This window comes from Nonomuraea deserti, assembly GCF_004348685.1.
Taxonomy (GTDB): Bacteria; Actinomycetota; Actinomycetes; order Streptosporangiales; family Streptosporangiaceae; genus Nonomuraea; species Nonomuraea deserti.
Genome location: NZ_SMKO01000072.1, coordinates 1 through 26,258 on the forward strand (window position 1 = coordinate 1; position 26,258 = coordinate 26,258).

Below are 26,258 nucleotides of genomic sequence, written 5' to 3' on the forward strand. Positions count from 1 at the left end.
CCCGGTAACCCGCGGCGCCGCCCGCCCCACTCGCCGGGCTCTCGACCCCTACCTGCTGGCGGACAGGCTGGAGGTCCACAGGATCAGATGGTCGGCGTTGTACGTCGTGGACCGGCCGAGGGCCACCACCTCCGCCCCCGACGCGTCCGTGGCCGAGACCGCCACCGCCGACAACCACTGCATGCCCTGCCCCGCCAGCCCGTCCTTCGTCAGCTCCATCCGGTTCCACGACAGCCCGTCCTGCGAGGTCCAGGCCGCGCTGTCGCCCTCGCCGGGCGCGCCGTGCCAGCCGACAGCCACCAGGCCCTCGTCGGCCGCCGCCAGGTCGTAGACCGCCGCCGCCTGCTCCGCGGGCAGCCAGGCCGTACGCCACGTGGCGCCGTCGTCGTCGGAGGCGGCCGCGAACGCCCGCCGCGCGCCGTCCACCAGCGCCGTGCCGATCGCCACCAGCTTGCCCTGGTACGCCGTGACCCGCCGGAGCCCGGCCGAGGTGGCGTCGGGCGGGGACACCGGGTCGCGAGCGGTCCAGTTCACACCGTCCTCCGAGTGCCACACGACGCTGTTCTCCTGGTCGGCGGCGCCCGAGCCGCCCACGGCCACGAAGCCGTCAGAACTGGCGACCGCGTCGTGGACGCGCACGCCGGAGCCGCCGTGCGGCAGCTTCTCCGACCTGGTGAACTTGCGCAGGTCAGGCGTGAACCAGATGGCCGCGCTGGACACGCCCGCCTGGTCCCTGGACTCGCCCACCAGGACGTAACCCTGTTCGCCCGCCGTCACCACGTGCGTCGTCAGGGACGGGTGGTCCTTGTCGCGGGCCAGGTCGCCGGAGACGTCGAGCCTCTTCCAGCTCTCGCCGTCGGCGGAGGTGACGAGGAGGGGGTCGGTGACGGCGACGTTCGTCTCGGTGGCGCCGACCGCCAGCCAGCCCCGCTCCCCATGCGTGACGTCCTCCAGCGACTGCCTGCCCGGCCCGCCGAGGCTCATCGACTTCCAGCTCTGCCAGTTCTTGATCGTCCACAGGCCGGCGTCGCCGGACGCCGAGCCGACGGCGACGTACCTGCCGGAGAAGCTGGTCAGCGCGGTCGTCTCGCGCGCGCTCCGCGCCAGGCCCTCGACCTCGCCGAGCTTGACGCGCGCCGCCTCGCCGCGCGGGGGCGCGGCCATGAGCACGAGCTGGTTGTCGACGTCGGACGCCGCCTGGTCGCCGCCGGCGAACAGGGTGCCGCCGTCGGAGATCGTGAACCCGCGCAGCGTCGCGCCCCGCAGGTCCGCGAAGTCGGCCCGCTTGTCCCAGTCGCGGGCGTTCGTACTGGTCAGCACGGTGTACTTGCCGAGGCCGGCCTGCGTGATCGCCGCGATCCCGGACTTGTGGGAGATCAGCGACTCCACACCTGGGCTCTCGCCGCTCAGGCCGCCGATGGTGCCGCACTGCTCCCACTGCGCCCCTGTCGGCGAGCAGTAGACGCGTACGTCGCCCGTGACCGTGCGCTGCCGCGTCGGCACCAGGACGAACTGCTTGGGCAGCATGCCCAGCGTCCCGGTGCGCGGCACGGCCTCGGGGAGCTGGAAGCCGGTCGCCTGCCAGTGACGCCCGCCGTCAGCCGAGCGCAGCACCCGCGATCCCTCGCCGACCGCGGGTTGCCCGATGGCCACGACCGTGTCGCCCCTGGCCACCACGGCTCTGATCTCCCGTACTTCCAGCCCTCTGGTCTCGATGCGCTCCCAGCCGGCGCCGTCGGTCGAGCGCCAGGCCGCGGGCCCTGACCCGCCGTCCTCCCCCGTCGTACGCCCCACCGCGACGAACCCCGAGGCCGTCCGTGCGATGTCGTGAATGTGGTCACCGGCCCGGAACGCGGTCCCTCCCGACGCCTCGACGGCCGTCCAGCTGAACCCGTCGGTGCTGGTCCACAGGCCGCGCTCGCCCGACAGGCCGTCGCCGCCGCTGGCCAGCCACCGCCCGTCGCCGCCCACCACCCGCTGGACCGTGGGCGAGGAGACGCCGCTCACCTGGCCGAGTTGCCAGGTCTTGCCTCCGTCCGGCGAGAACAGGAACAGCGGGCGCGGCGTGGGGCTCGTCGTGTCGCTGCCGACCGCCACCACCGCGCGGCCCGCCGAGGCCATGTCGTTGAGCTTCTGGTTGACGCCGTCGCCCGCGGCGGGGACGGTGAACAGCTCGTCGCCCGAACGCCCGGTGCCCGCCTCCAGGCGCAGGCCGGGGGCCTCGTCGCCGCTCCACTGCCACACGAGCACGCCGGCGGCCACCAGGACCGCCGCGGCCACGGTCAGCACGATGGGAGTCGCCCTGCTGCCGCGGCGTACGGGGCCCGCCCTGCGGACCGCGGCCGGCGCCGGGCCCCTGTGGTGCCTGCCGCTCGACCCCTGCGGGCGGGGCGGTCCGGTGGCGACGAGGAGGTCGGGGCGCGTGGGGCGGCCCGCGGGCGGCCGTCCGACGCGCCGTACCTCTGGCTCGTCGTCCTCCGGGTGCTGCTCCTCCCGCGGCTCGGGCACCGGCTCGGTCTCGGGAGGCTCCTCGACGGGGTAGACCCGGACGTACGGGGGGATGCGGGTGCCCTGGTAAGGCTCGGCCTCCTCCTCGCCCGGCTCCGGCCCGGGCTCCGGCTCGGGGGGCGGGCCGCCCGCGACCAGCTTGTCGGGGCGGTTGACGATGCGGCGGGGGCGGCGGCGCGGCTCCACCTCGGGCTCCGCGGTCGGCGAGCTGTACGGCCGGCGCCCCTTGGGCGGTTCCGGCGGCTCGTCGTCCGGGACCGGGGCGGCGAACGGCGGCATGTCCCAGGGTGACGCCAGCGGTAACCCCCTGGCCCGGTCGTCGGTGGGCCCTGGCGGCGAATGGCTGATTCTGGGCTCTTCAGAAGATTGCGGTTCCGACGCCCCTTCGGAACGCGGGTCGTCGTCACCCGGCGGTCGCCGTGGCGGTTCGCTGGGGCCGGAGGCCACGCGCCGTACCTCCTCGTCGAACGTGTCGTACGGGTCGAACTCGACGATCAATGCGGTCGTCCGGATCGGGTCTTTCCAGGCATGGGAACGGTCGAAACGACTACCTCCGGGAAACCCTCGCCGTCCCCACAGGATCCAGACCAGCATGACTCAGCCGGAATAGCGAGACCTCTCTAGCGAGATTCCCGGCACCCTACGCCTGATTTATCCAAAGACAGTGCTTATTGACCGCTTTTTGGCTAGATACAACACACCACCCGCGTAAACCGCGAGCTGCACCACGGTCCCCAGCAGCGCCTGCCAGGGCACCGGCACGTTCGGCTGGTCGAGGGCCTCCTCCAGGCTGCCGGCCGCCGCACTCAACCCGAAGGCGAGCAGGTTGTTCATGACGTGCAACGCGATCGCCGCCTCCAAACCCCCGGTCCGCACGGTCAGCCATCCCATCACCGCCCCGAACACGAAAACGTCGACCAGCCCGGCCGGCTGATAGCCGTGCAACGACGCGAACAACGCCGCCCCGATGAGGATCGACCAGATCGGATTGCGCACATGCGCGCCCACCGCCTGCAAGAACCAGCCACGGAAGACGTACTCCTCGGCGGCGGCCTGGAAGGGCACCAGCAGCAGGATCACGACCAGCGCCGGCAGGAAGCCCTCCCAACCGGCCCAGCTGAACATCTGGCTGCTCTCGCCCGACGCCGACATGACGAGCATCTGCGTGCCCTGGCCGGCCGCCAGCGCCACGACCGCCAGCGCCGCGCAGCGCCCCATCCACGACCAGCGCAGCCGCCCGGCCACGGACGAGAGCGTGCCGGGGCGGCGGCGCTGGATGAGCGCCACCGTGCCGAGCACGAGCAGGATCATCGGCGCGAGCGACAGCAGCAGCACCACCAGCGCGAACTCCGGATTGCCCGACAGCCGCCCGCTGGGCTCGATCGTGAACGGGATGCCGGCGAGCAGCGACACCAGCATGCCCGCGAACACCACCACCAGGCCGAGCGTGAAGAACCCGGCGGCGATGACGAGCGTCCCGACGATCGCCCGCCACGGATGGGACGCGGCGGTCCTGGCCATGTGGTCGTAGCGCGCCCCGCGCGGTGCCGGCAGGAACCAGGGCTGACGTTGCGGCGGGTACGGGTAGCCCGGCGGCGGCGCGCCGTACGGGAAGTGGGGCCCTGGGTTCTCCTGCATCCATACATTCTGTCCGCTTGATGCGCAATAGTTCACAGACGGCGCGCTCTTTTAGGCGGATGCTCGGGGTCGTAGGCATTCGACCCTGGGAGCAGTTCATGTCAAGGCTGGGACCTGTCATCACCCTCGCGGCGGGCGCGGTGCTCGCCGCGGGACTCGGTGTCGCCAGCATCAACGCGGCACCCGCGGCCGACAACACGGCCGCGAACACAGCCGCGGAGGCGCCCTCCACGGAGGAGACGACCCCCGCGCAGGAGAACGGCGCAGAGTCGCCCCCCGCGGCGACGAACACCGCGCAGCCCTCCCCCTCGCCCTCCCGCACCGAGCCCAGGAAGATCACCAGGGCGGACTACGGCGGGCGCGTCAAGGGCAACGGCGGCCTCATCGCCATCTCGATCAGGAACGGCAAGGCCATCGGCTACTTCTGCGACGGGCGGACCGAGGCCTGGTTCAAGGGCAAGGAGTCGGCGGGCGAGCTGTCGCTGACCGGCTTCGGCAGCGCCAAGGTCACGGCCGCGGTGGAAGGCGGCAAGGCCAGGGGCACGGTCGCCCTCGGCGGCGAGAAGTGGAGCTTCGTCGCGCCCACGGTCGTCAAGCCGTCGGGCCTCTACCGCGCCACCGCGATCGTCAGGGGTGCCAAGCTCAGGGCGGGCTGGATCGTCCTGAAGAACCCGCAGGGCGGCTTCACCCAGGTCGGCGCCGCCGTCCTCGGCGAGGAGCAGCTCGACATCCCGCGGCTGGACGGCGAGCGGCCCACCACCCCCCTCACCTTGGACGACACCACGGTCTACCCCAAGGACGTCGACGGCTTCATCGAGGAGATGTCATGACCGCCATCCACCAGCGGCCGTCCCGCAGCCTGACCCCGCTGCTCTGGCCGCTGATCGCCGGAGGGCTGGTCGTGGTCGCGCTCGGCGTCTTCGGGCGGGCCCACACGCCCACCGGGTTCGCGGTCGGCGTGGCCGGGTTCTCCGCCGCGCTGCCGATGAAGGTCTGGCTCACCACGGGCGCGTTCGTCCTGGCGATCGTGCAGGTGGTCTCGGCCCTGGCGCTGTGGGGCAGGCTCGGCGTCACCATCCCGCCCGCCGTGCACCGCTGGTCGGGCCGGATCGCGTTCCTGCTGACGATCCCCGTCGCCTTCCACTGCCTCTATGCACTGGGCCTGCAGTACGACGTGCCCAGGGTGCTGGTGCACTCGCTGCTCGGCTGCTTCTTCTACGGGGTGTTCACCGCGAAGATGCTCGCCCTGCCGAAGCGCGGCGCGCCCGGCTGGACGCTGCCGGTGCTCGGCGGGGCGGCGTTCACGGTGCTCGTCGGGCTCTGGCTGACCTCGTCGTTCTGGTTCTTCACCGCCATCGGCTTCAAGGTGTGAAGGAGGTCGTACGGGTGAGCCCGGCGGCCCGCCCCTTGGCCGCCACGACGAGCGCCATCTTGCGGGAGGCCTCGTCGATCATCTCGTCGCCCAGCATGACCGCGCCGCGCTTCTCGACCGAGGTGTAGTAGTCGTACGCCTCCAAGATGAGCTCGGCGTGGTCATAGTCCTCCTGCGCCGGCGAGAACACCTCGTTGGCCGCGTCGACCTGCGAGGGATGCAGCACCCACTTGCCGTCGAACCCGAGCGCGGCCGCCCTGCGCGCCACCTTCGTGAAGCCCTCGACGTCCTTGATCTGCAGGTAGGGGCCGTCGATCACCTGCAGGTCGTGCATCCTCGCCGCCATGAGCAGGCGCATGAGGATGTAGTGGTAGGCGTCGCCCTCGACGTAGCCGGGCGGCTGCTCGCCGACGACGAGCGTGCGCATGTTGATCGAGGCCATGAAGTCGGCCGGGCCGAACACCAGCGTCTCCAGCCGCCGCGACGACCCCGCGATGGCGTCGACGTTGACCAGCCCGCGCGCGTTCTCGATCTGCGCCTCGATGCCGATGCGGCCCACCTCGTGGCCCATGGCCTTCTCGATCTGGGTGAGCAGCGTGTCGAGCCAGACGACCTCGGTGGAGTCCTGGACCTTGGGCAGCATCAGGCAGTCGACGTACTCCCCCGCGCCCTCGACGACCTCGATCACGTCGCGGTAGGTCCATTGCGTGGTGAGGTCGTTGACCCGGACCACCCGCGTCTTGCCCGACCAGTCGCCCTCGCGCAGCGCGGTCATGACGTTCTTGCGCGCCTCCTCCTTGGCCTGGGGCGCGACGGAGTCCTCCAGGTCGAGGAAGACCTCGTCGACGGGCAGGGTCTGGGCCTTCTCGAGGAAGCGGGGGTTGCTGCCTGGCACGGCGAGCACCGAACGACGGGAGCGCATGCGGACACGGTACTCGTCCCCGGCCCGGCTCGGCCGTACAGTCGGAGCTGTGAGCGACAACACCCCTGCGATCGAAGAGGGCGCGAAGAAGTCGGGCATCCTCTGGCTCACCCTCGACCGCCCGCGCCTGGCCTGGCACTCCTGGCACGACGGCGCGATCTACGTGGTGACGGGAGGCGAGGAGCAGCAGCTGCCCGGCCTCGACTCCCTCGACCGGGTGCGCGTCACGCTGCGCAGCAAGGACAACGGCGCCAGGCTGGTGGAGTTCGACGCCGCGGTGTCGGTCGTCGACCAGGCCTCGGCCGGCGACGCCATGGCGGTCCTGGCGAAGGAGCGGCTCAACGCCCGCGACAGCGAGCACCTCACCGAGCGCTGGGCCCGCGAGTGCACCGTCGTGCGCCTCACCCCGGAGCGGTGACCGCGGCCGGCTCTTCGATGACCGGTTCGGGCTCCGCCGGGGGCTGGGCGGAGGCGGTGGCGGTCTGGGCGAGCAGCGCGCCCGAGAGCACGATCAGCCCGCCCACGATCTGGAACACGCCGAGCGTCTCCCCGACCAGCGCCCAGGCCACCACCGCACCCGCGATGACCTCCAGGGACGCCACCGTGGCGCCCACGGCGGCCGACAGCCGCCGCACGGCGTACATGCTCAGGATGTACGCGATCGAGGTCGCGACGACCGCCATGCAGAGGTAGGCCCCGAGCACCGGCAGCGTGACGGCGCCCTCCGGCGTGGCGGAGACCGTGAAGGCCTCCCAGGGGATGTTCCAGGGCCGCGAGAACGGGATCAGCAGGACGGCCGCGCCCAGCAGGCCCCAGGCGATCAGGCCCAGCGGGTCGATGTCATCGCCGAAGCCATCGCACATCAGGAAATATCCGGCGCAGCACGCCCCGGCCAGCAGGCCGAGCAGCAGGCCCAGCGCATCGATCCGCAACCCCTGCCAGGCCTCCACGACGATCGCGAGGCCCGCGACCGCCACGACCGCGCCGACGTACGCGGCCCGGGCGAGCCTGATCCTGCGCACGACCCGCACCCAGGCCACCACCATCACCGGCGCCATGAACTCCAGCAGCAGCGCGACCCCCACCGGCAGCCTGGTGATGGCCACGAAGTACAGGGACTGCACCCCCGCCACGCCCATGAGCGCGTAGAGGCCGAAGAACGGCAGTCTCGACCGGGGGATCCGCAGCGCGCGGGGCCTCACCACGGCGAGCACGGCCACGAGCAGCAGCCCTGCCCCCGCCATCCGCGTCCAGACGGCCTCCATCGGCGCCAGCCCGGCCGCGATGAGGTATTTGGCCATCGGCCCGGCGAACGCGAAACACCAGGACCCCACGAACGCGAGCGCCAGCCCCGCATATCTCATCGCACACCATCCGAACCGTAATGACCGTTAAGCAGGTTTGATACTGACATGTCCAGCGTTCGGGGCGCAATGGGAGCGCCCTGTTAGCCTGGCCACGTGCAGATCTTCGTGGGCCGGCTGCAGGGCACCCCGGTCTTCGACCCCGCCGGCGACCAGATCGGCCGGGTGCGCGACGTCGTGGCAGGCCTGCGCCTCACCCGCCGGCCCAACGTGCACGGCCTGGTGGTCGAGGTGCAGCCGCGCCGCCGGGTGTTCCTGCCCATCACCCGCGTACGCCGCATCGAGGCCGGCGCCGTGGTCTTCACCGGGCGGCTCAACATGCGCAGGTTCGAGCAGCGGGCCACGGAGACGCTGGTCATCGGCCAGATGCTCGACCTCACCGTGACCTGCGACGACCACCCGATGATCGTCTACGACGTGGCCATGGAGGAGGTCAAGCCGTCCACCTGGGAGATCACCAAGGTCGCGCTCCACCGGGGCCGCCGGCGCGACCTCCGGATCGTCGACTGGACCGACGTGTCCGGGTTCGACACGCTGCAGAAGGACCAGGGGGCCGCCGGCCTGATCGCCGCGTTCGAGTCGCTGCGGGCCGCCGACATGGCCAGCGCGCTGCACGGGCTGCCGAGCAAGCGCCGCGTCGAGATCGCCCGCGCCCTCAACGACGACCGGCTGGCCGACGTGCTGGAGGAGCTCCCGCCCACCGACCAGATCGGCATCCTCGGCACGCTGGAGCCCGAGCGGGCCGCCGTCGTGCTGGAGGAGATGGCGCCCGACGACGCCGCCGACCTGCTGCACGACCTGCCTCAGGAGCAGGCCGCCAGGCTGCTGGCGCTGATGGAGCCGGAAGAGGCCGCCCCGGTGCGGCGCCTGCTGACCTACCCCGTCGACAGCGCGGGCGGCGTGATGACCAGCGAGCCGGTGATCCTGCCGCCCACCTCCACGGTGGCCGAGGCCCTCGCCCACATCCGCCAGCAGGATCTGACGCCGGCCGTCGCGGCGCAGGTCTACGTCACCAGGCCGCCCACGGAGACGCCGACGGGCACCTATCTGGGCGTTTCGCACTTCCAGCGGCTGCTGCGCGAGCCGCCGTCCACGATCCTCGGCGGCGTGCTCGACCCCTCGATCGACCCCATCAAGCCGGAGTTCACGCTGCGCGAGGTCACCTCCTACATGGCCAACTACAACCTCGTGGCCGCCCCCGTCGTGGACGAGTTCGGCCGGCTCGTCGGCGCGGTGACCGTCGACGACGTGCTCGACCACTTGCTTCCCGAGGACTGGCGCGAAGGGGCCGACCATGACGTCTGAACGCCTCGACCAGCCCCGTGACCTGCGGCGGTCGTTGCGGCCGCACTACGACCCCGAGGCCTTCGGGCGGCTGTCGGAGCGGATCGCCCGGTTCCTGGGCACCGCCCGGTTCATCGTCTACATGACCGTCTTCGTGGCGGCCTGGGTGGCCTGGAACGTGGCCGCGCCCGAACCTCTGAAGTTCGACCCGTACCCGTTCATCTTCCTCACGCTGATGCTGTCGCTGCAGGCCAGCTACGCCGCGCCGCTGATCCTGCTGGCCCAGAACCGCCAGGACGACCGCGACCGCATCCAGTACGAGCAGGACCGCGAGACAGCCGAGCGCAACCAGGCGGAGATCGAATATCTGACCCGCGAGATCGCCGGGCTCCGCCTGGCCCTGAACGAGGTGGCCACCCGCGACTATCTGCGCTCCGAGCTCGGACGCCTGCTGGAGGAGCTCAGGGAGCGCCGGTGATGTCGAGCTTGGCGAGCATCGACCGCACCTCGCCGATCTCGTCAGGGCCCAGCATGTCGAGGAACTGGGTCCTGATGCCGCGCAGGTAGGTCGGCGTCGCCTCGGCCAGCCTGGCCTCCCCGCGCTCGGTCAGCACCGCGAACAACCCGCGCGCGTCGTCGGCGCAGGCCTCCCGCGCCACCAGGCCGTCGCGCTGCAGCCGGTCAATGAGCCTGGTCAGCCCGCTGCGGGAGAGCAGCACGCGGTCGGCGAGATCGTTCATGCGCAACCGCCGCTCCGGCGCCTCGGCCAGCTGCATGAGCACGTCGTACGACGCCAGCGGCAGGTCGTGGGCGACCAGCAGCTCCGCCTCCAGGTGACGGGTGATGCGCACCTGGGCCCGCTGCAACATCCGCCAGACCGCCAACTCGTCGGCGGTGAGGCCCTCGTGGCGCAGAAGAGTCACGGAGTAACCTTAGGACGTTGTTGCACGAACATCTAACAGCCCGGATTAACTCAGCGAGGCAGCCGGTTCATACGATGGAGGGGCATCCTCACTGGCGTCCAGCGCCTGTCACACATATACCGACAAAGGAGGGACGGCACTCCCTCGTGCCGAGACTTCGATGGCACTAACCCAGGAAAGCGTGACGGCCGCTCTCGCCACCGTCATCGACCCCGAGATCCGCCGCCCGATCACGGACCTCGGCATGGTCAAGAGCATCGAGATCGCTTCCGGCGGCGCGGTGCACGTCGGCGTCTACCTCACCGTGGCCGGCTGTCCGATGAAGGACACCATCAGCCGCGACGTGAAGAACGCCGTCAGCAAGCTCGACGGCGTGACGGACGTGCGACTCGAGCTCGACGTGATGAGCACCGAGCAGCGCAAGGCACTACAGACCAAGCTGAGAGGCAACCGGGGCCCGGAGAAGGAGATCCCCTTCAACCAGCCCGGCTCGCTGACCCGCGTCTTCGCGGTGGCCAGCGGCAAGGGCGGAGTCGGCAAGTCGTCCGTCACCGTCAACCTGGCCGCTTCCATGGCCGCGAGCGGCCTCAAGGTCGGCATCGTCGACGCCGACATCTACGGCCACAGCGTGCCCCGCATGCTGGGCGCCGCCGAGAAGCCCACCAAGGTCGAAGACATGATCATGCCGCCGGTGGCCCACGACATCAAGGTCATCTCGGTCGGCATGTTCAAGCCGGAGGGCAACACGCCGGTGGTGTGGCGCGGGCCGATGCTCGACCGGGCTCTGCACCAGTTCCTCGCCGACGTCTACTGGGGCGACCTCGACGTGCTCCTGCTCGACCTGCCCCCCGGCACCGGCGACATCGCCATCTCGGTGGCGCAGCGGCTGCCGTCGGCGGAGATCCTGGTCGTGACGACGCCCCAGATGGCCGCCGCCGAGGTGGCCGAGCGCGCCGGCTCCATCGCCGCGCAGACGCACCAGCAGATCGCCGGCGTGATCGAGAACATGGCGTGGCTGCCGTGCCCCCACTGCGACGAGCGCATCGCGGTGTTCGGCGAGGGCGGCGGCCAGACGGTCGCCGACGCGCTGACCCGCACCCTCGGCGCCAGGGTGCCGCTGCTCGGCCAGGTGCCGATCGACCTGCGACTGCGCGAGGGCGGCGACGAGGGCAAGCCCCTGGTCCTGACCGACCCCGACTCGCCGGCCGCCACGGAGCTGCGCTCGATCGCGGGCGCCCTGAGCAAGCGCTCATCAAGCCTCAAGGGCCTCCAGCTCGGTCTCGCGCCCCGCGGCTGACCCCACCCCGCCGCCCGGCCCGCGCGTGGGCTCAGGAGCCGCTGATGTTGAGCGCGGATCGGGCGGTATCGGACTCCTCGGCGAGGTCGAGGAGGGTGGCGGCGGTGTCGGCCCGGCTGTGCGGGCGGGGCTTCGCCAGCAGGCCGGTGCTGGTGGTGATGGCGCCGGTCGCAGGCCCGTCGACGAGCCGGTTCAGGCGGGCGACGGTCCAGTCGAGGTCGCAGGCGGAAACGATTTGCTCCATCCGCGACGCGTCGGCGTACGGCGTGGCCAGGACGCGGCGGAGGATCCACATCGGCACGCGGGGCCGCACGCCCACGATCGGATAGGCGCTGACGACGACCAGCCGGCGGACACCGGCGCCGGCCATGGCGGCGGTGACGACGCCGGCCGACTCGGCCGCCAGGTGGGGGTCGCGGCGGCCTCCTCCGGGCAGCAGCGAGATCACCGCGTCGGCGCCGGCCAGGGCGGCGCGCACCGTGTCCGGGTCGCGGCCGTCGTTGTGCACGACCTCGGCCGGCGATGGGACGCCGGCCAATGCGCCGGGGCGGCGGGTGAACGCGACGATGTGGTGACCGCGCCGCCGCGCCTCCGCCAGCAGGCACAGCCCAGTGCGGCTGGTCGCGCCCAGAACCACGATCCTCATGACGGCTTCTCCTTGTCGAGGTGGTGGAGCAGGGTCAGCAGCCGGCCGTGCAGCTGGGCGGTGTCGTCACTGGAGCTCCCGCCCAACGGAGCGAGGATGCGTTCGTCGAGGGCCACGACCTTCTCGCGGGCGGCCGCGACGAGCTCGGCTCCGGAGCCGGTGAGGGTGAGCCGGACGGCCCTGGTGTCGTCGGGGTCGTCCCGGCGCTCGATGAGCCCGGCCTGTTGCAGCGTGCGAGCGAGCTTGGAGACGTACATCGGTTCCAGGCCGGCGAAGTCGGCGAGCTGACGCTGGGAAGGGGGCGGCCCGCTGCGGGACAGCTGAGACAGGGCCGCCAGCAGGCCGTACTGCGCGTTGGTCAGCCCCAACGGGGCCAGTGCCCGATCGAGCGCGGTCCTGCAGCGCAACGCCACCTGCCAGATCAGCCATCCGGTCGAGGGCACCTGCTCCCGCTTGAGATCCATGGCAGATAGTAAACTCGGCTACTGTAATATTGGCAACTATCTGTCGTCGGCAAGCGCTGCCGCACCACCGGCTTCACCACTGGAACGTGCCATCACGGCCGGGACAAGGGCGCGAACGCCGTCGCGAGGCGGGTCGCTCCCAGGCCGGCGGGCGTTACCCCCGCCGTCAGGTGGCTTCGGAGTCGAAAGGGGGGAGTTCGCCGTAGCCGAGCTCGTCCGCCGGGTCGGGCGTGGCGGGGGCCGTGGTGACCGGTTCCAGCTCGCCCGGCTTGTTGTTCCAGTCGTCCTCGATGTCGTCGAGGAGATGCTTGCGGACGAACGTACGCGGGTTGAGGTCGGCGGGGTCGAAGTTCGAGAACTCCGGGCCCAGCCCGGCACGCAGGTCTTCGCGCGCGTTGGTGGCCATGCGCCGCAGGTTTCGCAGCGTTCGGCCCGCCTGCGAGGCGGCCTGAGGCAGTTTGTCGGGGCCGAAGACGAGCAGCGCGATGACGATCAGCGCCGCGAATTCCCCCCACCCGAGTCCGAACACCGTGAGCTCCTACCGCAGTCCAACCTCTCCGAGGACAACCCCGGCCTATCCACAGACTAAGGGCTCTCCGGCGTAGGTCGGTCGCCGCCCCGTGGTCATCTCCGCCGCGAATCCCGTGCCCAGCCGCCCGATCCGCATTCGCGCCCAGCCGCCCTACCGCCACCTGCCCACGAACCACCACATACGGACCGGAACGCCCGAACACCACACGAACAGCCGATCCACCACTGCTCACGAACCGACCGCGCGCGGGCTGGATGCCTCCCCACCACGCGGACGGCCGAGCCCGGTCCGTTACGGCGGCGCGGCGGGGAAGCCGGTGAGCGTCACCCTGGAAGGCCGGTCAGGCACGACGGCGGGCGGGGCCCAGCCGGCTGTGCCGTAAAGGAAGAGCGAGCCCGGCTGTGCCGTAAAGGAAGAGCCGGCCGGGCGGCGGAAGCACCGAGGCGCGGTCACGACGGGGTCGGGGCCGGCTGGTCGTCGGCCTCGACGGTGAGGGTGGCGCTCTGCTCCTGGCCGGCGCGCTGGAACTTGATGTCGATCGTGGAGCCGGGCGCCTTGCTGCGGATGAGCGCGATCAGCTCGTTGCCGTCCTGCAGCGCCAGCCCGTCGATCTCCAGGATGACGTCGCCCGCCTTGAGCCCGGCCTTGCCGGCGGGACCGTCGGCGTCGACCGGCTGCTGGCCGCCGACCGGCTCGGAGGCGATGCGTACGCCCTGGCCCTTGTAGTCGCGGTCGAGGAGGATGCCGATCTTGGGACGCTTGGCCCTGCCGGTGGCGATCAGCTCTTCGGCCACCCGCCGCGTCTGGTTGACGGGGATCGCGAAGCCCAGGCCGATGCTGCCGCTCTGGCTGTTCAGCGAGCGGCTGAGGGTGGCGATCGCCGAGTTGACCCCGACGACCTCGCCGCGGCCGTTGACGAGCGGTCCGCCGGAGTTGCCGGGGTTGATGGCGGCGTCGGTCTGGATCGCGCTGATGTAGGCGGGCTCCTCGGAGCTGGCGCCGGTGTCGTCGCCCGCGATGACCGGGCGGTTGAGCGAGCTGACGATGCCGGTCGTCACCGTGCCGGTCAGGCCCAGCGGGGAGCCGACGGCGATCACGGGGTCGCCGACCACGACCTGGTCGGAGTTGCCGAGGGTGATCTCGGGCGTGCCGAACGTGTCCTCGGGCTTGATCACGGCCAGGTCGGAGCCGGGGTCGCGGCCGACGATGCGGGCCGAGGTGGTCTTGCGGTTGTTGAACATGATCCTGATCTCGCCGCCCTTGGCGGCCGGCGAGACCACGTGGTTGTTGGTCACCACGTAACCGTTCTTGATCACGAAGCCGGATCCCGAGGCGCCTTCGGTGGCCATGCCGTTGCCGGCCTCGATGGAGACCACACTCGGCAGCACCCGGGCGGCCACGCCCGCCACCGAGTCGGGCGCCCGGTTGGTGGCGCCGGTCGGCACCGGGCCCAGGCTGTAGCCGGGGTCGTTGTCGCTGGTCGGCTTGGTGAGCAGGTAGGTGCCGACGCTGCCGAGCAGGGAGGCCACCAGGGCGATGACGACGGCCGTGGAGATGAGAAAGCCGGTGCTCGGGATGCGGCGCGGCCTGCTCCCGTGGCTGTGCGCGCCCGAGGGCGGCGGTGCCCAGCCCGCGCCCATGCCGAGTGCCTGGCGCGGAGGCGGGGGCGGTGGCGTGCCTCCGTAGGGAGGCGGGCCGCCGAAGAGCGGGGCTTCGTACGTCCGCGTGCCGCCGTCAGGACGGCCGAACGCCGGATTCTCCTGCGTGCCACCATCGGGACGGCCGTAGCCGCCCTCACCGCTGTCAGGGCGGCCGAACGCGAGGGGTTCGCCGCCGGGACGGCCGTAGCCACCCTCACCGGCCTCAGGACGGCCGAACGCGGGATTCTCCTGCGTCCCGCTTTCGGCGAGCCCGAAGAACGGACCGTCGTGGGAGCGTGGGTCCCGGTCGGACGGCGGGCCTTCGTAGGGGCGCGCGCCCGGCTCGGACGGCGGATTCTCAGGGGAGCGGGCGCCCGCGTCGGGCGGGCCGAACGAGGGTGCGCCGGACCACGGCCCGGCCTGGCCGGACGTGTCGGGCGCGGCCCCGCCCTCGTTGGGCGAGCCGCCGGGCGGGCGGCTGTCGTACGGTGGCGTGCCGGAACCCTCGGAACGGCCCGACGGGTCTTCCCAGGAGGCGCCGAACGAGGCGGGCGGCTCGGGCCTCTTGCCTTCGTGCTCGGACGCGTCTTCCGCGGGCAGGAAGTCCGGCCGCCCCTGTGGCTCGGGGTAGTCCGACGTCGTGCGTCCTTCGTCGGGGCGCGTCTCGTCGGTCATCTAAGTCTCACCACTCCTTGGCTCGGCCACCGCAATCCTCGCTCTTGCGGCATACGAGGGTCATAAAGCATTTGTCAGGAATCGCTTGTGACAAATCCCGAACCCAGATCGTATGCCCCGCGCGTCGTTGACTACGCCACCCCGAGTATCCCAGGCATGGTGTGACCTCAAGGTGTGGCGGTGGGGGGAGCACTCGTCGGCGAGTTGCGATCGGGCTGCTGGAAGAGCTCGACCGGGGGCGCGGGATTGCTCTGGCCCACGCCGGTGGCTGCGAAGAACGTGCCGAGCGCGACGGCCGCGGAGACCACCCCGACCGCCACGTAGGTCGTGCGCCGCCTACCACCGCGCCCAGGGCCCGTGGCCCCACCAGCGGCGTCCCGGCGCGGGCGGTTGTCGAGAGGCGCGATGCTGTGCGGCCCAGGGATGGGCACCCCGCCGAAGGTGCGCGTGGGGAAAGGGCGCTCCCTCGGAGGCAGCGGCCCTCCCGGCTCCGCCATCCGGAGCAGGGACATCGTCAGGTCGGCCGGCATCGCGGGATCGTCGAGCGAGCGCAGGCGCGACTTCAGCGCCCGCATCGACTCGACCTCTCGCCGGCAGTCAGCACAGAAGGTCAGATGGGCAAGCGCGCGCTCGCGTTCGGTGTGGTTGAGCTCCCCGTCGACGAGCGCGGATACGCGTTCTCCAAGATGGGCCATATCAGTTTTCCTCCCCACGGGTCACGGTCGGGGGGAGTTGAGCATTACGGGGGGCTCGATGGTCGAGCGCCTCCCGCAACTGCGCCCGGCCACGGTGAATCCGGCTTCGGACCGTGCCCAGCTTGACGCCGAGCGTGGCCGCGATCTCTTCATAGGACAGGCCCTCGATGTCGCAGAGCACGATCGCGGCCCGGAACTCCGGGGCGAGCGCGTCGAGGGCGGCCTGGATGTCGGGCTCCAGATGAGCGTCGTCGAGCGCCTGCGCAGGAGACGGCTCACGACCGCGCAGCCGCTCGGCGGCGTCGTCGGCCAGCCCCTCGAACCTGATGCGCTGCTTGCGCCGCGCCATGTCGAGGAACAGGTTGGTCGTGATCCGGTGCAGCCATCCCTCGAAGGTGCCGGGGGTGTAGCTCGACAACGATCTGAAAACCCGGACGAAGACCTCCTGGGTCAGGTCTTCCGCGTCGTGGACATTGCCGGTCAGCCGGTACGCCAGCCGATACACCCGTGCGGAGTGGGTCCGCACCACTTCCTCCCATGTGGGAGGAGTCCAGTCAGACGACACCGGAGTATCTGTCTGGTGGTCGCTTTCGTCCACCAGAACTCCTCTCTCTGGGACCACCGCTACCGCCATAGTGCCTGGTTTCGTCCCTTCGTGCGCACTGCCTGCCTTCCGGACCGGCAAAGCCCGTTTAAACCTGCAACGCCTCAGGTCCCTCCTGAGTTCCCGTCCCGGCGTGTCTCCCATAGGCTGCGATCGGCACCAATCACGTGTATGACCTTTTGCGACAATCGCACGAAAGTGGGGGGAGGCGGCCGATGACCACTCCGGTGGAGGCCACTCTGGCCTATGCGGAGCAGTTCCATCACGAGGATGAGATCGTGCACGCTGCGCGGCAGCGCGGGCTGGAGATGGGGGCCACGCCCATCCTTCCCGGCGGCGGGGCGGCCCTGTGCTTCCTGGCTACCGCGGTCAACGCCAAGTCCGTTGTCGAGATCGGCACGGGCTGCGGCGTCTCCGGTCTGTGGCTGCTGCGCGGCATGCGCACGGACGGCACGCTGACGAGCGTCGACGTCGAGCCCGAGCACCAGCGGCTGGCCCGGCAGGCGTTCGCCGAGGCGGGTTTCTCCGGCGGGCGGGTGCGGCTCATCTCGGGCCGGGCGCTCGACGTGCTGCCACGGCTGTCGGACGGCGGCTACGACATGGTGTTCGCCGACGGCGCCAAGCACGAGTACGCCGACTACCTCTCCGAGGCGGTCCGGCTGCTGCGCGTGGGCGGCATCGTGGCGTTTGACAACATGTTGTGGCACAACCGGGTGGCCGACCCGGCGCAGCGCGACCCCGACACGGTGACGCTGCGCGAGGTGGGCAAGCTGGTGCAGTCGGACGACCGGCTCCGCTCGGTGCTGATGCCGCTGGGCGACGGCCTGCTCGCCGCCATCAAGATCGCCGACTGACGCCCGTCAGGTGCGCGTGAGCCACTCCAGGAGCACGCGCACCCCGAACCCCGTGGCGCCCTTGCTCAGCGTGCCCTCGTCGACCGTGCTGCGCCCCACGCCGGCGATGTCGAGGTGCGCCCACGGCCGCTGCCCCGCGAACTCCCGCAGGAACAACGCCGCCGTGATCGACCCCGCACCGAACTTCGACCCGGACTCGACGTTGCTGAGATCGGCGATCGGCGACTTCAGCGCGGGCGCGTAGTCCTCGATCAGCGGCATCCGCCAGAGCCGGTCGTCCGCGGTCTGACCGGCGTCGACGAGCTGCTTGGCCAGCGCGTCGTCGGTGGAGTAGACGGCCCCGACGTTGCGCCCGAGCGCGACCGTGATCGCCCCGGTGAGCGTGGCGACGTCGACCACCGCGTCGGGGTCGAGGACGGCGTCGGCGTAGGCGAGCGCGTCGGCCAGCACCAGGCGCCCCTCGGCGTCGGTGTTGAGCACCTCGACGGTGCGGCCGCCGTAGTGCTTGATGACGTCGCTGGGCCGCTGCGCCGTGCCGGACGGCATGTTCTCGGCGGCCGCGACCAGCCCGGTGACCCGCACCGGCACGCCCAGCCTGGCCAGCGCGCCGAGCACGGCGATCACCACCGCGCCGCCCGCCATGTCGGTCTTCTGGGTCTTCATGTTGTCCGTCGGCTTCAGCGACAGCCCGCCGGAGTCGAACGTGATGCCCTTGCCCACCAGCACCACGTGCCGGTCGGTCGGCTGGTCGGGCGTGTAGGAGAGCTGGATGAGCCGGGGCGGGCTGGCCGAGCCGCGCCCCACGGCGAGGATGCCGCCGAAGCCTTCGGCCTGCAGGCGCTCTTCGTCCCACACCTTGACCGGCAGGCCGCTCTCGCCGGCCCGCTCGGCGAGCCAGGCGGGGTCCTTCACCGAGGACGGCGTGTTGGCCAGGTCGCGGGCGAGCGCCACCGCATGCGCGACCACCTGCGCGCGGCGCACCTGAGCCTCGTCGGCCCCCGCGAAGGCGAGCGTCCGCACGGCGGGCTTGCCCACCTTACCGATCTTGTACGAGTACGCCGCCAGCAGCGCCGCCTCGGCGAACGCCGCCACGTCGCCGCCGGGCGTCACCACGGTCAGCGTGTCCTTGCCCTTGGCCCTGCGCGTCAACGCGGCACCGGCCCGGCGCAGCGCGCGCGGCGAGCCGTCGCCGACGCCGTAGAGCAGCACGCGGCCCACACCGCCACCCCGTGCCACCGGGACCTCGACGACCTCTCCAGCCTCCCCCTTGGCCTCGTAGTGTGCCAGCAGGTCGGGCACGGGCAGGTGCAGCTCGACCGCGTGCGCTGGGGTGAGATCAGAGGTGTAGGGGACGGCCAGCAGCTCGGGATCGTCGGAAACCTCGGCGACCACCGACGCAGTGGTCTCTATGGGCACGGAATCTCTCCTCGAACGTCAGCGACCCTGGCGCCGGATTATCGCCAGGGTCGTAGAACAAAGTGTCTCTCGGGAGCGCTCAGCCGACGACGTTCTTCAACGCCTCGCCGAGCGCCTTGGCCTCGTCGGCGGAAATCTCCACGACGAGCCGGCCGCCACCTTCCAGGGGGACCCGCATGACAATGCCGCGCCCTTCCTTGGTGACCTCGAGCGGACCATCGCCGGTCCGCGGCTTCATCGCCGCCATGCGTGTTTCCCTTCCTGCCTTGGGCTCCCGCGGCCCGCGATTTCCGACCGCCCATCGGGGGTGGTCGGCGCATACACGTCTTCTGTGATGTCCTATTCTCCCGCATCGAGAGCGCTCATGGGTAACGATCTCCTCCCAGAATGCGTTGTCGAGGTCGGCGATCGCGTCCAAACTGGACTTCGTGCACGCACGCGCCGCTCTGTTCGACCTCTATGGAGACCACCTGCGCTCGCGCGGGGGGCAAGCCACCGTGGCCGCCCTCGTCCGGCTCATGAAACCGCTGGAAATCGCCGCTCCCGCCGTGCGTACGGCGGTTTCGCGCATGGTGCGGCAGGGCTGGCTGCAACCCGTCAGGCTCTCCCAGGGCCCCGGCTACGGGCTGACGCCGAAGTGCGTCAGGCGCCTGGATGAGGCGGCGCTGAGAATTTACCGAGCCGGAACGCTGACCTGGCACGGCAGGTGGCACCTGATCGTCTTCGGACCGGTCAAGGACCGGCCCCGCAGGGAGCGGCTCCGCGCCGATCTGACGTTCCTGGGCTACGCCGCGCTGTCGGAGACGGCCTGGATCGGCCCGCGCTCGTCGATCGAGCTGGACAACCTGCTCGAGAGCGAGGGGGTGCGGGCCGACAGGTTCGACTCGGCGCTGGAGGGCGATCCCCGCGAGCTCGTCGCCAGGGCGTGGGATCTGACCGCCATCGGCGAGGCGTACGAGCATTGGCTGGCCGAGGCTGACACGCTGATCAGCGGGCTCCCGGAGGGGGCACCGGCCGACCAGGTGTTCGCCACCAGGAGCAGGCTCGTGCACGGCTGGCGCAACTTCCTGTTCCGCGACCCGGGGCTGCCGCCCGAGCTGCTGCCCGCCGGCTGGCCGGGCGAGAAGGCCAGGGTCTACTTCGAGCAGGAAGCCGCCCGGTTGCTGCCCGCAGCCGCCGCGTTCGTCGACAGGGAGTTGCTTTGATCCGCTATGACGTGGCCGACGCCGTCGCCACCATCACCCTCGACCGTCCCGACGCGATGAACTCGCTGACCGCCGACACCAAGCAGGCCCTCCTCGACGCGCTGCGCCGGGCGGCGGCCGACCCCGCGGTCAGGGCCGTCCTGCTCACCGGCTCGGGCCGGGCCTTCTGCGCGGGCCAGGACCTGCGCGAGCACGCCGGCAACCTGGAGGCGGGCCGCGGCCTGGCCAACACCGTGCGCGAGCACTACAACCCGATCGTGGAGCTCATCACCACCATGGGCAAGCCGGTGGTGGCCGCCGTCAACGGCGTCGCGGCGGGCGCGGGCGCGTCCCTGGCCTTCGCCTGCGACCTGCGGGTGGCGTCCGAGAAGGCCAAGTTCGCGCTGGCGTTCGCGGGCATCGGGCTGGCTCCCGACTCGGGCGCGTCGTGGACGCTGCAGCGGCTGGTCGGCCAGGGCAGGGCCGCCGAGCTGATGCTGCTCGGCGAGCCAGTCGACGCGGCCCGGGCGCTGGAACTGGGGCTGGTCACGCGCGTGGTCCCCCCGGACGACGTCATGAAGACCGCGCGGGAGCTCGCCGGGTCGCTGGCGCAGGGCCCGACCCTGGCGTACGCCGCCACCAAGCGGGCGCTGGCGTACGCCGCGACGCACACGCTGCCGGACTCGCTGGCGCTGGAGGCCGACCTCCAGGACGCGTGCGCCGCCTCCCGCGACCACCAGAACGCCACCAGAGCCTTCGTCGCCAAGGAACGCCCCACGTTCGAGGGCACGTGACGGCACCACCCGCCAGACACCACCCGCCAGACACCACCCGCCAGGCACCACCCGTCGGGCACCACCCGTCAGGCACCGGCCGACGGACCGCCCGTCGGGTACCGCCCGTCGGGTACCGCCCGTCCGGTACCGCCCGTCGGGCACCAGCCCCGGGCGCCGGCCGTCGGGCGCCGGCCGTGTCAGGCCGGTCGGCGTGAGCGTGCCAGGCAGCCCTCGATGTGGTCGTTGACCAGGCCGATGGCCTGCATCAGCGCGTAGGCCGTGGTCGGGCCGACAAAGGTGAAGCCGCGCCGCTTCAGCTCCTTGGCCAGCGCCTTGGAGCCGGGGGTCGTGGCGGGCACGTCGGCCATCGTCCTCGGCACGGCCGCGTCGGGCTCGGCGAAGCGCCACACCAGGTCCGACAATCCCTCAGGCAGCTCGAGCGCAGCCCTGGCGTTGTTGATCGCGGCCTCGATCTTGGCCCGGTTGCGGACGATGCCGGGGTCGCCCAGCAGCCGTTGGGCGTCCTGCTCGGTGTACGCGGCGACCTTGACGATCGAGAAACCGTCGAAGGCGGCGCGGAAGTTCTCCCTTTTGCGCAGGATCGTCAGCCACGACAGGCCCGACTGGAACGCCTCCAGCGCCACGCGCTCGAAGACCGCGTCGTCACCCTTGACCGGGCGGCCCCACTCCTCATCGTGGTAGGCGAGGTACATCGGGTCGGCCATGCCCGGCCACGTGCAGCGGATCGGCTCCGTCACGGCCGATCGTCTCCCGGCGTGGAGCTCGCGGGCGTCTCCGCCCCTCCACGCGCCTCCCCGGCCGCCGCCTCGCCGAGCGCCTCCCCGGCAGCCGGCTCGCCACCCGTCTCCGAGCCGGTCTCCGGCTCCCCACGCGTCTCCGTACGCGACTCCTGCGCACCACCCGTCTCCGTGCCGCCGGTCTCCGTACCGGGCTCCGGCGCACCGCCCGTCCCCAAGCCGCCAGTCTCCAAGCCGCCCTTTGGCGCAGTGACGGTTTCCGTGCCGCCCGTCATCGTGCCGCCCGTTGGCGTGGTGCCGGTACCCGTGCCGCTCGTTTCCGTGCCGTTCTTCGGCGTGGTGCCGGCCGTCTCCGCCTCGATCGGCTCGGCAGGCGGTTCCTCCCGCTCGCCGTCGCGGGTCATGCCGTGCGGTCCTTCGCCGTCCTGGGTCACGCCCTCCGGCTCCGCGCGCTCTCCACCGTCAGCGGCCCGCCGCCCGTCCGCGGCCCAGTCGCCGTCGCCCTCGCGGTCGCCGTCGCCGGGGCTGGGGCCGTCGCCCGTGCCGGGGCCCTCCCAGGGCTCGTGTGCGGCCGGCGAGGCGCCGTTGGAGGCCTGCTCGACGGCCGCGTCCCGCGGGGGGACACGCCACTGCGTGTACTGCCCGTCCGCGTCGTCGTCCCAGGCCCCTCCGCCGGGCACCGGGTCGCCCGACTCTGGCAGCTCCCTGTATGCGGCAGGAGCCTGCGGCGCGTGGTCTGTGCGCGGACCGGCTCCCGGCGCGGCGTGGATCTCCTGCCGCGCGTACAGCCGGCTCGACAGCAGCTCGGAGACGCGCTGCTCCAGCACCGCGATCCGGGTGTCACGGGCGCTGATCGCGCCGGCGGCCCTGCGCAGGGTCTCGTCGACACTCTGCGTGTGGTAGCCGACCAGGTTGACCGGCAACTGGAGCGCCATGAAATCGACCGCCGTGAGCTGCCCGGGCTCGGGCAGGTCGAGGGGCGGAACGTCCGGCGGGAACTCGGTCAGCTCACCGCCCCTGCCAAGGGAGACCAAGACCACGCATGCCAAGATGGCGATCGCGGCGATGGCGAGTACGACCAGCACATTGGCATCGTACTCATACGGCGGAGCTCGTTCAGCATCACCGCAAGCAGCGCAATCCGGTCAGCCGGTCGCCTCGCCGAGTTCGGCGACGCTGGGCCGCACGGGCTGCGAGCGGGCTTCGAGGTGGGCGAACGCCTCGTCCACGGTGGACGTCCAGGAGATCGCGTCGAAGACGTCGGCCCGGGTGAAGCCCTGGTCGTACATGGTGGTGAGGAGTGTCCTGAGCGGCTCGTACAGGCCCCAGGGGTCGAGGATCACCAAGGGTCGGTCGTGGATGCCGAGCACCCGCGCGGTCCAGATCTCGAAGAGCTCCTCCAGCGTGCCGATCCCGCCCGGCAGCACGAGGAAGGCGTCGGAGCGGGCGTCCATGACGCCCTTGCGCTCGCGCATGCCGTTGGTGACGATCAGCTCGTCGGAGTCCTCGTCGGCCACCTCGATGTCCACCAGGACCTGCGGGATCACGCCGACCGTGCGCCCGCCGGCGGCCCTGGTGGCCGAGGTGACCGCGCCCATGCAGGAGACGGTGGCACCGCCGCTCACCAGCGTGTGGCCGCGCTTGGCGAGCTCGGTGCCGACCTGCCGGGCCAGCTCGATGTATTTCGTGTCGATGCGCAGGCTCGAGGCGCAGAAGACGCAGATGTTCACGGGAGCCCAGCCTATTGGGGTTCCCCGGGCTGGGCGGCGGCGGACGCCAGTTCCTCCTCCTGCTGCTGAGACCGTGCCCGGTCGGCGTCCACGATGATGCGCACGGCCTCGTCGACGTCGTCGGTGACGGTGATCAGTTCGAGGTCCTGGGGAGCGATCTTCGCGGTGCCGAGCAGGGTGCCCTTGACCCACTCGAGCAGCCCGCCCCAGAACTCCGTGCCCATCAGCACCACGGGGAAGGAGGTGACCTTGCGCGTCTGCACCAGCGTGAGCGCCTCGAACAGCTCGTCGAGCGTGCCGAAACCGCCGGGCAGGGCGATGAAGCCGCAGGAGTACTTGACGAACATCGTCTTGCGCACGAAGAAGTAACGGAACTCGATGCCGAGGTCGACGTAGTCGTTCATACGCTGCTCGAACGGCAGCTCGATGCCGAGCCCTACCGACACCGCGCCGTCCACGTCGCGCGCGCCCCGGTTCGCGGCCTCCATGACACCCGGTCCGCCGCCCGTGATGACGGCGTAGCCCGCCTCCGCCAGCGCCCGGCCCAGCCGGCGGCCCTGCGCGTAGTCGGGGGACTCCTCGCCCATGCGCGCCGAGCCGAAGACGGTGACCGCCGGCGGCAGCTCGGCGAGCTGGCCGAAACCCTCCACGAACTCGGCCTGGATGCGCAGCACCCGCCACGGATCCATGTGCACCCAGTCGGAAGACCCCTGGCGGGCGAGCAGGCGCTGGTCGTGCGTGGAGGTGGGGACGAGGCTGCCGCGGAAGACGGCCTGCCCCTGACGGCGTTCCCGACGTGACTGTTCCATGCGGGTCACGCTAGTCGCCTTCGGACGCGGCCGGTTCCACCTCCGCTCGGTGGCCGGAGCCGCACAATGCCGACGGGCAGAGGTGCTTCTCGGGGCAGAAGCGCAGGTAGGAGCCTTGACAAGGGCCGATAAAAAATCTTGGAAGAAGCAGGGAACCGAATTTCGACTCCCCCGCGTCTAACTGCCGAGGGTGCTGCTCGGGACTGAAAGTGGTCTTCCCCGCCAAATGGCCGGCGAGGAAGGCCACTTTCATGTGGAGAGCCAGTCGAGCATGGCCCGCTCGCTCTCGACGATCTTCGGCAGCGACACGTACTCCCCCTGCTGGTGCGCCAGGTTCGGATCGCCCGGCCCGTAGTTGACGGCGGGCACCCCCAGCGCGGAGAAGCGGGCGACGTCGGTCCAGCCCAGCTTGGCGCGCGGCGTCCCGCCGACCGCCTCGGTGAAGGCCGCCGCCACCGGATGGGTCAGGCCCGGCCTGGCCGCCGGCGCGGCGTCGACGAAGGCCACCTCGAAACCGTCGAACACCTCGCGAACGTGTTCCTGGGCTCCCTCGATCGACAGGTCGGGCGCGAAGCGGTAGTTGACGGTCACCACGCACTGGTCCGGGATGACGTTGCCCGCGACCCCGCCGCGCACGCCGACCGCGTTCAGCCCTTCGTGGAACTGGAGACCGTCGACCACCGGCCGCCGCGCCTCGTACGCGTTGAGCCTGGCGAGCACCGGCTCGATCCCGTGAATGGCGTTGACCCCCAACCACGACCTGGCGCTGTGGGCGCGCTTGCCCGTCACGGTGACCTCGGCGCGCAGCGTGCCCTGGCAGCCGCCCTCGATGACGCCGTCGGTCGGCTCCATCAGCACCGCGAAGTCGGCCGCCAGCCAGTCGGGGTGGTCCCTGGCGACCCTGGTGAGGCCGTTGCGCTCGGCCTCGACCTCCTCGCAGTCGTAGAAGACGTACGTGACGTCCCTGCCCGGCGCCGGTACGGACGCCGCCAGCTTGAGCGCGACCGCCACGCCGGCCTTCATGTCGGACGTGCCGCACCCGTACAGCAGGTCTCCCTCCACCCTGCTCGGCAGGTTGGCGGCGACGGGGACGGTGTCGAGGTGCCCGGCGATCAGCACCCGCTCGGGACGGCCCGCCTGGGTCCGGGCCACCACGGTCTCCCCCGACCGGTCGACCTTCAGGTGCGGCAGCGCGGACAGCGCCCGCTCCACCTCGTCGGCCAGCCGCCGCTCGGCGCCGCTGACCGACTCGATGTCCACGATCGCGGCGGTGAGCGCGCGTACGTCCTGCGTCAGGTCAAGCATCAGGTGTTCACTCCGTGTTCGCGCAGCACCTCGTTGAGCGCCGCCTTGTCGTGCCGCTGCCCCGGCTCCAGGTATTTGAGCACGAGCACGCAGGGCAGGCCGAACGTGCCGCCGGGGAACTCCTTCTGGCGGGTGCCGCTGACCGCCACGCACCACGCGGGGATCCGGCCGCGGGCGACCTCTTCGCCCGTCCGCACGTCGATCACCGGGATCGAGCCGGAGAGGATCGTGCCCGCGCCGACCACCGCGCCCTGCCCGACCCGGGAGCCCTCGACGATCATCGCCCGGCTGCCGACCAGCGCGTCGTCCTCGACGACGACCGGAACGGCGCCGGGCGGCTCCAGCACGCCGCCGATGCCCACCCCGCCGGACAGATGCACGTTCCTGCCGATCTGGGCGCAGGATCCGACCGTGGCCCAGGTGTCGACCATGGTGCCCGCGTCCACGTACGCGCCGATGTTCGTGAACGACGGCATCAGCACCACCCCGGGCGCCAGGTAGGAGCCCCACCGGGCGATCGCCCCCGGCACCACCCGCACCCCGTCGAACGAGCTCTTGAGCGGGTGTCTGTCGTGGTGCTGGAAGTCACCCACCTGCGAGCGGGCCATGCCGAGCACCGTGAAGCTGAGCAGGATCGCCCGCTTGGCGCGCTCGTCCACGACGACGTCGCCGTCGATCAGGCGGGCCGCCCTGGCCTCGCCCTTGTCGAGCAGGTCGACCGCGCCGACCACCACGTTGCGCGCGTCGACGTCGGCGGGCGACAGCTCCGCCCTGCGCTCCCACAGCTCGTCCACCACCGGCGATATCGGTGACGAGGTGCTCACGTGACTCATGGCCTCGGAGCTTATCCGTCCGGGTAGGT

General features: G+C 71.4%; 28 protein-coding genes. 9 read left to right on the forward strand and 19 right to left on the reverse strand.

Annotation, left to right across the window (positions count from 1 at the left end; genetic code table 11):
* Nucleotides 1–48: 48 nt before the first annotated feature.
* Both E1292_RS24905 and E1292_RS24910 read right to left on the reverse strand, forming a co-directional pair.
* Nucleotides 49–3,102 carry a WD40/YVTN/BNR-like repeat-containing protein gene (locus tag E1292_RS24905; protein ID WP_132597633.1) on the reverse strand — a complete coding sequence of 1,018 codons (3,054 nt, stop codon included), beginning with the start codon at nucleotides 3,100–3,102 and terminating at the stop codon, nucleotides 49–51.
* Nucleotides 3,103–3,159: 57 nt separating this feature from the next.
* The gene (locus tag E1292_RS24910) at nucleotides 3,160–4,146 is read right to left on the reverse strand and encodes a CPBP family intramembrane glutamic endopeptidase (RefSeq protein ID WP_132597634.1); all 987 of its coding nucleotides are present in this window, start codon (nucleotides 4,144–4,146) and stop codon (nucleotides 3,160–3,162) included.
* A gap of 98 nt (nucleotides 4,147–4,244) precedes the next feature.
* On the opposite strand from E1292_RS24910, the gene E1292_RS24915 reads away from it, so the two are divergent.
* Both E1292_RS24915 and E1292_RS24920 read left to right on the forward strand, forming a co-directional pair.
* Nucleotides 4,245–4,976 (forward strand): hypothetical protein, encoded by a 732-nt coding sequence (locus E1292_RS24915; RefSeq protein WP_132597635.1) that lies wholly within the window; start codon nucleotides 4,245–4,247, stop codon nucleotides 4,974–4,976.
* Nucleotides 4,973–5,518, forward strand: coding sequence for a DUF6529 family protein (locus tag E1292_RS24920; protein WP_132597636.1), 546 nt, complete (start codon nucleotides 4,973–4,975; stop codon nucleotides 5,516–5,518). The genes E1292_RS24915 and E1292_RS24920 overlap by 4 nt, the downstream gene beginning before the upstream one ends.
* On the opposite strand, the gene E1292_RS24925 is transcribed toward E1292_RS24920, so the two are convergent.
* Nucleotides 5,508–6,440: an HpcH/HpaI aldolase/citrate lyase family protein gene (locus E1292_RS24925; RefSeq protein ID WP_132597637.1), complete on the reverse strand. Its 933-nt coding sequence runs from the start codon at nucleotides 6,438–6,440 to the stop codon at nucleotides 5,508–5,510. The two genes, E1292_RS24920 and E1292_RS24925, sit on opposite strands and share 11 nt — an antisense overlap.
* A gap of 49 nt (nucleotides 6,441–6,489) precedes the next feature.
* On the opposite strand from E1292_RS24925, the gene E1292_RS24930 reads away from it, so the two are divergent.
* A complete protein-coding gene (locus E1292_RS24930) occupies nucleotides 6,490–6,858 on the forward strand; it encodes a hypothetical protein (RefSeq protein ID WP_132597638.1) in 369 nt (122 codons plus the stop codon).
* On the opposite strand, the gene E1292_RS24935 is transcribed toward E1292_RS24930, so the two are convergent.
* Nucleotides 6,842–7,804, reverse strand: a complete 963-nt coding sequence (locus tag E1292_RS24935; RefSeq protein ID WP_132597639.1) for an EamA family transporter — start codon at nucleotides 7,802–7,804, stop codon at nucleotides 6,842–6,844. The genes E1292_RS24930 and E1292_RS24935 overlap by 17 nt on opposite strands.
* Before the next feature lie 96 nt (nucleotides 7,805–7,900).
* Here E1292_RS24935 and E1292_RS24940 point away from each other — a divergent pair, with 96 nt between their 5' ends.
* The gene (locus E1292_RS24940; protein ID WP_246090309.1) at nucleotides 7,901–9,109 is read left to right on the forward strand and encodes a magnesium transporter MgtE N-terminal domain-containing protein; all 1,209 of its coding nucleotides are present in this window, start codon (nucleotides 7,901–7,903) and stop codon (nucleotides 9,107–9,109) included.
* Entirely contained in the window at nucleotides 9,099–9,566 is a 468-nt protein-coding gene (locus tag E1292_RS24945) for a DUF1003 domain-containing protein (RefSeq protein ID WP_132597640.1), read from the forward strand. Before E1292_RS24940 ends, E1292_RS24945 begins: the two co-directional genes overlap by 11 nt.
* Here the strand turns inward: E1292_RS24945 and E1292_RS24950 are convergent.
* On the reverse strand, nucleotides 9,550–10,011 hold the full coding sequence (locus E1292_RS24950) for a MarR family winged helix-turn-helix transcriptional regulator (RefSeq protein ID WP_246083835.1): 462 nt from the start codon (nucleotides 10,009–10,011) through the stop codon (nucleotides 9,550–9,552). The two genes, E1292_RS24945 and E1292_RS24950, sit on opposite strands and share 17 nt — an antisense overlap.
* A 160-nt stretch (nucleotides 10,012–10,171) precedes the next feature.
* On the opposite strand from E1292_RS24950, the gene E1292_RS24955 reads away from it, so the two are divergent.
* Nucleotides 10,172–11,308: an Mrp/NBP35 family ATP-binding protein gene (locus E1292_RS24955; protein WP_132597641.1), complete on the forward strand. Its 1,137-nt coding sequence runs from the start codon at nucleotides 10,172–10,174 to the stop codon at nucleotides 11,306–11,308.
* A 31-nt stretch (nucleotides 11,309–11,339) separates the two neighbouring features.
* Here the strand turns inward: E1292_RS24955 and E1292_RS24960 are convergent, their stop codons facing one another.
* The 6 genes from E1292_RS24960 to sigE all read right to left on the reverse strand — a co-directional run bounded on the left by E1292_RS24960 (nucleotide 11,340) and on the right by sigE (nucleotide 16,594).
* Entirely contained in the window at nucleotides 11,340–11,954 is a 615-nt protein-coding gene (locus E1292_RS24960) for an NAD(P)-dependent oxidoreductase (protein ID WP_132597642.1), read from the reverse strand.
* The gene (locus E1292_RS24965; RefSeq protein ID WP_220447051.1) at nucleotides 11,951–12,418 is read right to left on the reverse strand and encodes a MarR family winged helix-turn-helix transcriptional regulator; all 468 of its coding nucleotides are present in this window, start codon (nucleotides 12,416–12,418) and stop codon (nucleotides 11,951–11,953) included. The genes E1292_RS24960 and E1292_RS24965 overlap by 4 nt, the downstream gene beginning before the upstream one ends.
* A gap of 166 nt (nucleotides 12,419–12,584) precedes the next feature.
* The gene (locus E1292_RS24970) at nucleotides 12,585–12,947 is read right to left on the reverse strand and encodes a sec-independent translocase (protein WP_132597643.1); all 363 of its coding nucleotides are present in this window, start codon (nucleotides 12,945–12,947) and stop codon (nucleotides 12,585–12,587) included.
* A 452-nt stretch (nucleotides 12,948–13,399) separates the two neighbouring features.
* The gene (locus E1292_RS54010; protein ID WP_132597644.1) at nucleotides 13,400–15,265 is read right to left on the reverse strand and encodes a trypsin-like peptidase domain-containing protein; all 1,866 of its coding nucleotides are present in this window, start codon (nucleotides 15,263–15,265) and stop codon (nucleotides 13,400–13,402) included.
* A 167-nt stretch (nucleotides 15,266–15,432) separates the two neighbouring features.
* Entirely contained in the window at nucleotides 15,433–15,960 is a 528-nt protein-coding gene (locus E1292_RS24980; protein ID WP_132597645.1) for an anti-sigma factor family protein, read from the reverse strand.
* Between the two features lies 1 nt (nucleotide 15,961).
* Nucleotides 15,962–16,594: an RNA polymerase sigma factor SigE gene (gene sigE / locus E1292_RS24985; RefSeq protein ID WP_132597646.1), complete on the reverse strand. Its 633-nt coding sequence runs from the start codon at nucleotides 16,592–16,594 to the stop codon at nucleotides 15,962–15,964.
* A 185-nt stretch (nucleotides 16,595–16,779) separates the two neighbouring features.
* Here sigE and E1292_RS24990 point away from each other — a divergent pair, with 185 nt between their 5' ends.
* Nucleotides 16,780–17,418 (forward strand): O-methyltransferase, encoded by a 639-nt coding sequence (locus tag E1292_RS24990; protein ID WP_132515092.1) that lies wholly within the window; start codon nucleotides 16,780–16,782, stop codon nucleotides 17,416–17,418.
* A 6-nt stretch (nucleotides 17,419–17,424) separates the two neighbouring features.
* Here the strand turns inward: E1292_RS24990 and E1292_RS24995 are convergent, their stop codons facing one another.
* Both E1292_RS24995 and E1292_RS25000 read right to left on the reverse strand, forming a co-directional pair.
* The gene (locus E1292_RS24995) at nucleotides 17,425–18,834 is read right to left on the reverse strand and encodes a leucyl aminopeptidase (protein ID WP_132597647.1); all 1,410 of its coding nucleotides are present in this window, start codon (nucleotides 18,832–18,834) and stop codon (nucleotides 17,425–17,427) included.
* 79 nt (nucleotides 18,835–18,913) lie between these two features.
* On the reverse strand, nucleotides 18,914–19,081 hold the full coding sequence (locus E1292_RS25000) for a DUF3117 domain-containing protein (protein ID WP_020545024.1): 168 nt from the start codon (nucleotides 19,079–19,081) through the stop codon (nucleotides 18,914–18,916).
* A 181-nt stretch (nucleotides 19,082–19,262) separates the two neighbouring features.
* Between E1292_RS25000 and E1292_RS25005 the strand changes: the two genes are divergently transcribed.
* On the forward strand, nucleotides 19,263–20,039 hold the full coding sequence (locus E1292_RS25005; RefSeq protein WP_132597648.1) for a PaaX family transcriptional regulator: 777 nt from the start codon (nucleotides 19,263–19,265) through the stop codon (nucleotides 20,037–20,039).
* A complete protein-coding gene (locus tag E1292_RS25010; protein WP_132597649.1) occupies nucleotides 20,036–20,812 on the forward strand; it encodes an enoyl-CoA hydratase-related protein in 777 nt (258 codons plus the stop codon). The genes E1292_RS25005 and E1292_RS25010 overlap by 4 nt, the downstream gene beginning before the upstream one ends.
* 179 nt (nucleotides 20,813–20,991) lie before the next feature.
* On the opposite strand, the gene E1292_RS25015 is transcribed toward E1292_RS25010, so the two are convergent.
* The 6 genes from E1292_RS25015 to E1292_RS25040 all read right to left on the reverse strand — a co-directional run bounded on the left by E1292_RS25015 (nucleotide 20,992) and on the right by E1292_RS25040 (nucleotide 26,229).
* Nucleotides 20,992–21,552 carry a DNA-3-methyladenine glycosylase I gene (locus E1292_RS25015; protein ID WP_132597650.1) on the reverse strand — a complete coding sequence of 187 codons (561 nt, stop codon included), beginning with the start codon at nucleotides 21,550–21,552 and terminating at the stop codon, nucleotides 20,992–20,994.
* Nucleotides 21,549–22,637 (reverse strand): hypothetical protein, encoded by a 1,089-nt coding sequence (locus E1292_RS25020; protein WP_132597651.1) that lies wholly within the window; start codon nucleotides 22,635–22,637, stop codon nucleotides 21,549–21,551. Before E1292_RS25020 ends, E1292_RS25015 begins: the two co-directional genes overlap by 4 nt.
* Nucleotides 22,638–22,697: 60 nt before the next feature.
* Complete coding sequence (locus E1292_RS25025) at nucleotides 22,698–23,282, reverse strand: LOG family protein (RefSeq protein ID WP_132597652.1); 585 nt, start codon at nucleotides 23,280–23,282, stop codon at nucleotides 22,698–22,700.
* An 11-nt stretch (nucleotides 23,283–23,293) separates the two neighbouring features.
* Nucleotides 23,294–24,091 (reverse strand): LOG family protein, encoded by a 798-nt coding sequence (locus E1292_RS25030; protein WP_132597653.1) that lies wholly within the window; start codon nucleotides 24,089–24,091, stop codon nucleotides 23,294–23,296.
* Nucleotides 24,092–24,340: 249 nt separating this feature from the next.
* On the reverse strand, nucleotides 24,341–25,396 hold the full coding sequence (gene dapE / locus E1292_RS25035) for a succinyl-diaminopimelate desuccinylase (protein ID WP_132597654.1): 1,056 nt from the start codon (nucleotides 25,394–25,396) through the stop codon (nucleotides 24,341–24,343).
* On the reverse strand, nucleotides 25,396–26,229 hold the full coding sequence (locus E1292_RS25040) for a 2,3,4,5-tetrahydropyridine-2,6-dicarboxylate N-succinyltransferase (protein ID WP_132597655.1): 834 nt from the start codon (nucleotides 26,227–26,229) through the stop codon (nucleotides 25,396–25,398). The genes dapE and E1292_RS25040 overlap by 1 nt, the downstream gene beginning before the upstream one ends.
* Nucleotides 26,230–26,258 lie beyond the last annotated feature (29 nt).

What these genes read in the sequence shown, in the direction of transcription:
- E1292_RS24965 (WP_220447051.1), bottom strand. Translation starts at nt 12,418, where the DNA reads ATGGATCTCAAGCGGGAGCAGGTGCCCTCGACCGGATGGCTGATCTGG.
- E1292_RS24915 (WP_132597635.1), top strand. Translation starts at nt 4,245, where the DNA reads ATGTCAAGGCTGGGACCTGTCATCACCCTCGCGGCGGGCGCGGTGCTC.
- E1292_RS25000 (WP_020545024.1), bottom strand. Translation starts at nt 19,081, where the DNA reads ATGGCGGCGATGAAGCCGCGGACCGGCGATGGTCCGCTCGAGGTCACC.
- E1292_RS24925 (WP_132597637.1), bottom strand. Translation starts at nt 6,440, where the DNA reads ATGCGCTCCCGTCGTTCGGTGCTCGCCGTGCCAGGCAGCAACCCCCGC.
- dapE (WP_132597654.1), bottom strand. Translation starts at nt 25,396, where the DNA reads ATGCTTGACCTGACGCAGGACGTACGCGCGCTCACCGCCGCGATCGTG.
- E1292_RS54010 (WP_132597644.1), bottom strand. Translation starts at nt 15,265, where the DNA reads ATGACCGACGAGACGCGCCCCGACGAAGGACGCACGACGTCGGACTAC.
- E1292_RS24960 (WP_132597642.1), bottom strand. Translation starts at nt 11,954, where the DNA reads ATGAGGATCGTGGTTCTGGGCGCGACCAGCCGCACTGGGCTGTGCCTG.
- E1292_RS24955 (WP_132597641.1), top strand. Translation starts at nt 10,172, where the DNA reads ATGGCACTAACCCAGGAAAGCGTGACGGCCGCTCTCGCCACCGTCATC.
- E1292_RS24990 (WP_132515092.1), top strand. Translation starts at nt 16,780, where the DNA reads ATGACCACTCCGGTGGAGGCCACTCTGGCCTATGCGGAGCAGTTCCAT.
- E1292_RS24905 (WP_132597633.1), bottom strand. Translation starts at nt 3,102, where the DNA reads ATGCTGGTCTGGATCCTGTGGGGACGGCGAGGGTTTCCCGGAGGTAGT.
- E1292_RS24945 (WP_132597640.1), top strand. Translation starts at nt 9,099, where the DNA reads ATGACGTCTGAACGCCTCGACCAGCCCCGTGACCTGCGGCGGTCGTTG.
- E1292_RS24980 (WP_132597645.1), bottom strand. Translation starts at nt 15,960, where the DNA reads ATGGCCCATCTTGGAGAACGCGTATCCGCGCTCGTCGACGGGGAGCTC.
- E1292_RS25040 (WP_132597655.1), bottom strand. Translation starts at nt 26,229, where the DNA reads ATGAGTCACGTGAGCACCTCGTCACCGATATCGCCGGTGGTGGACGAG.
- E1292_RS24910 (WP_132597634.1), bottom strand. Translation starts at nt 4,146, where the DNA reads ATGCAGGAGAACCCAGGGCCCCACTTCCCGTACGGCGCGCCGCCGCCG.
- E1292_RS24935 (WP_132597639.1), bottom strand. Translation starts at nt 7,804, where the DNA reads ATGAGATATGCGGGGCTGGCGCTCGCGTTCGTGGGGTCCTGGTGTTTC.
- E1292_RS24920 (WP_132597636.1), top strand. Translation starts at nt 4,973, where the DNA reads ATGACCGCCATCCACCAGCGGCCGTCCCGCAGCCTGACCCCGCTGCTC.
- E1292_RS25030 (WP_132597653.1), bottom strand. Translation starts at nt 24,091, where the DNA reads ATGGAACAGTCACGTCGGGAACGCCGTCAGGGGCAGGCCGTCTTCCGC.
- sigE (WP_132597646.1), bottom strand. Translation starts at nt 16,594, where the DNA reads ATGGCGGTAGCGGTGGTCCCAGAGAGAGGAGTTCTGGTGGACGAAAGC.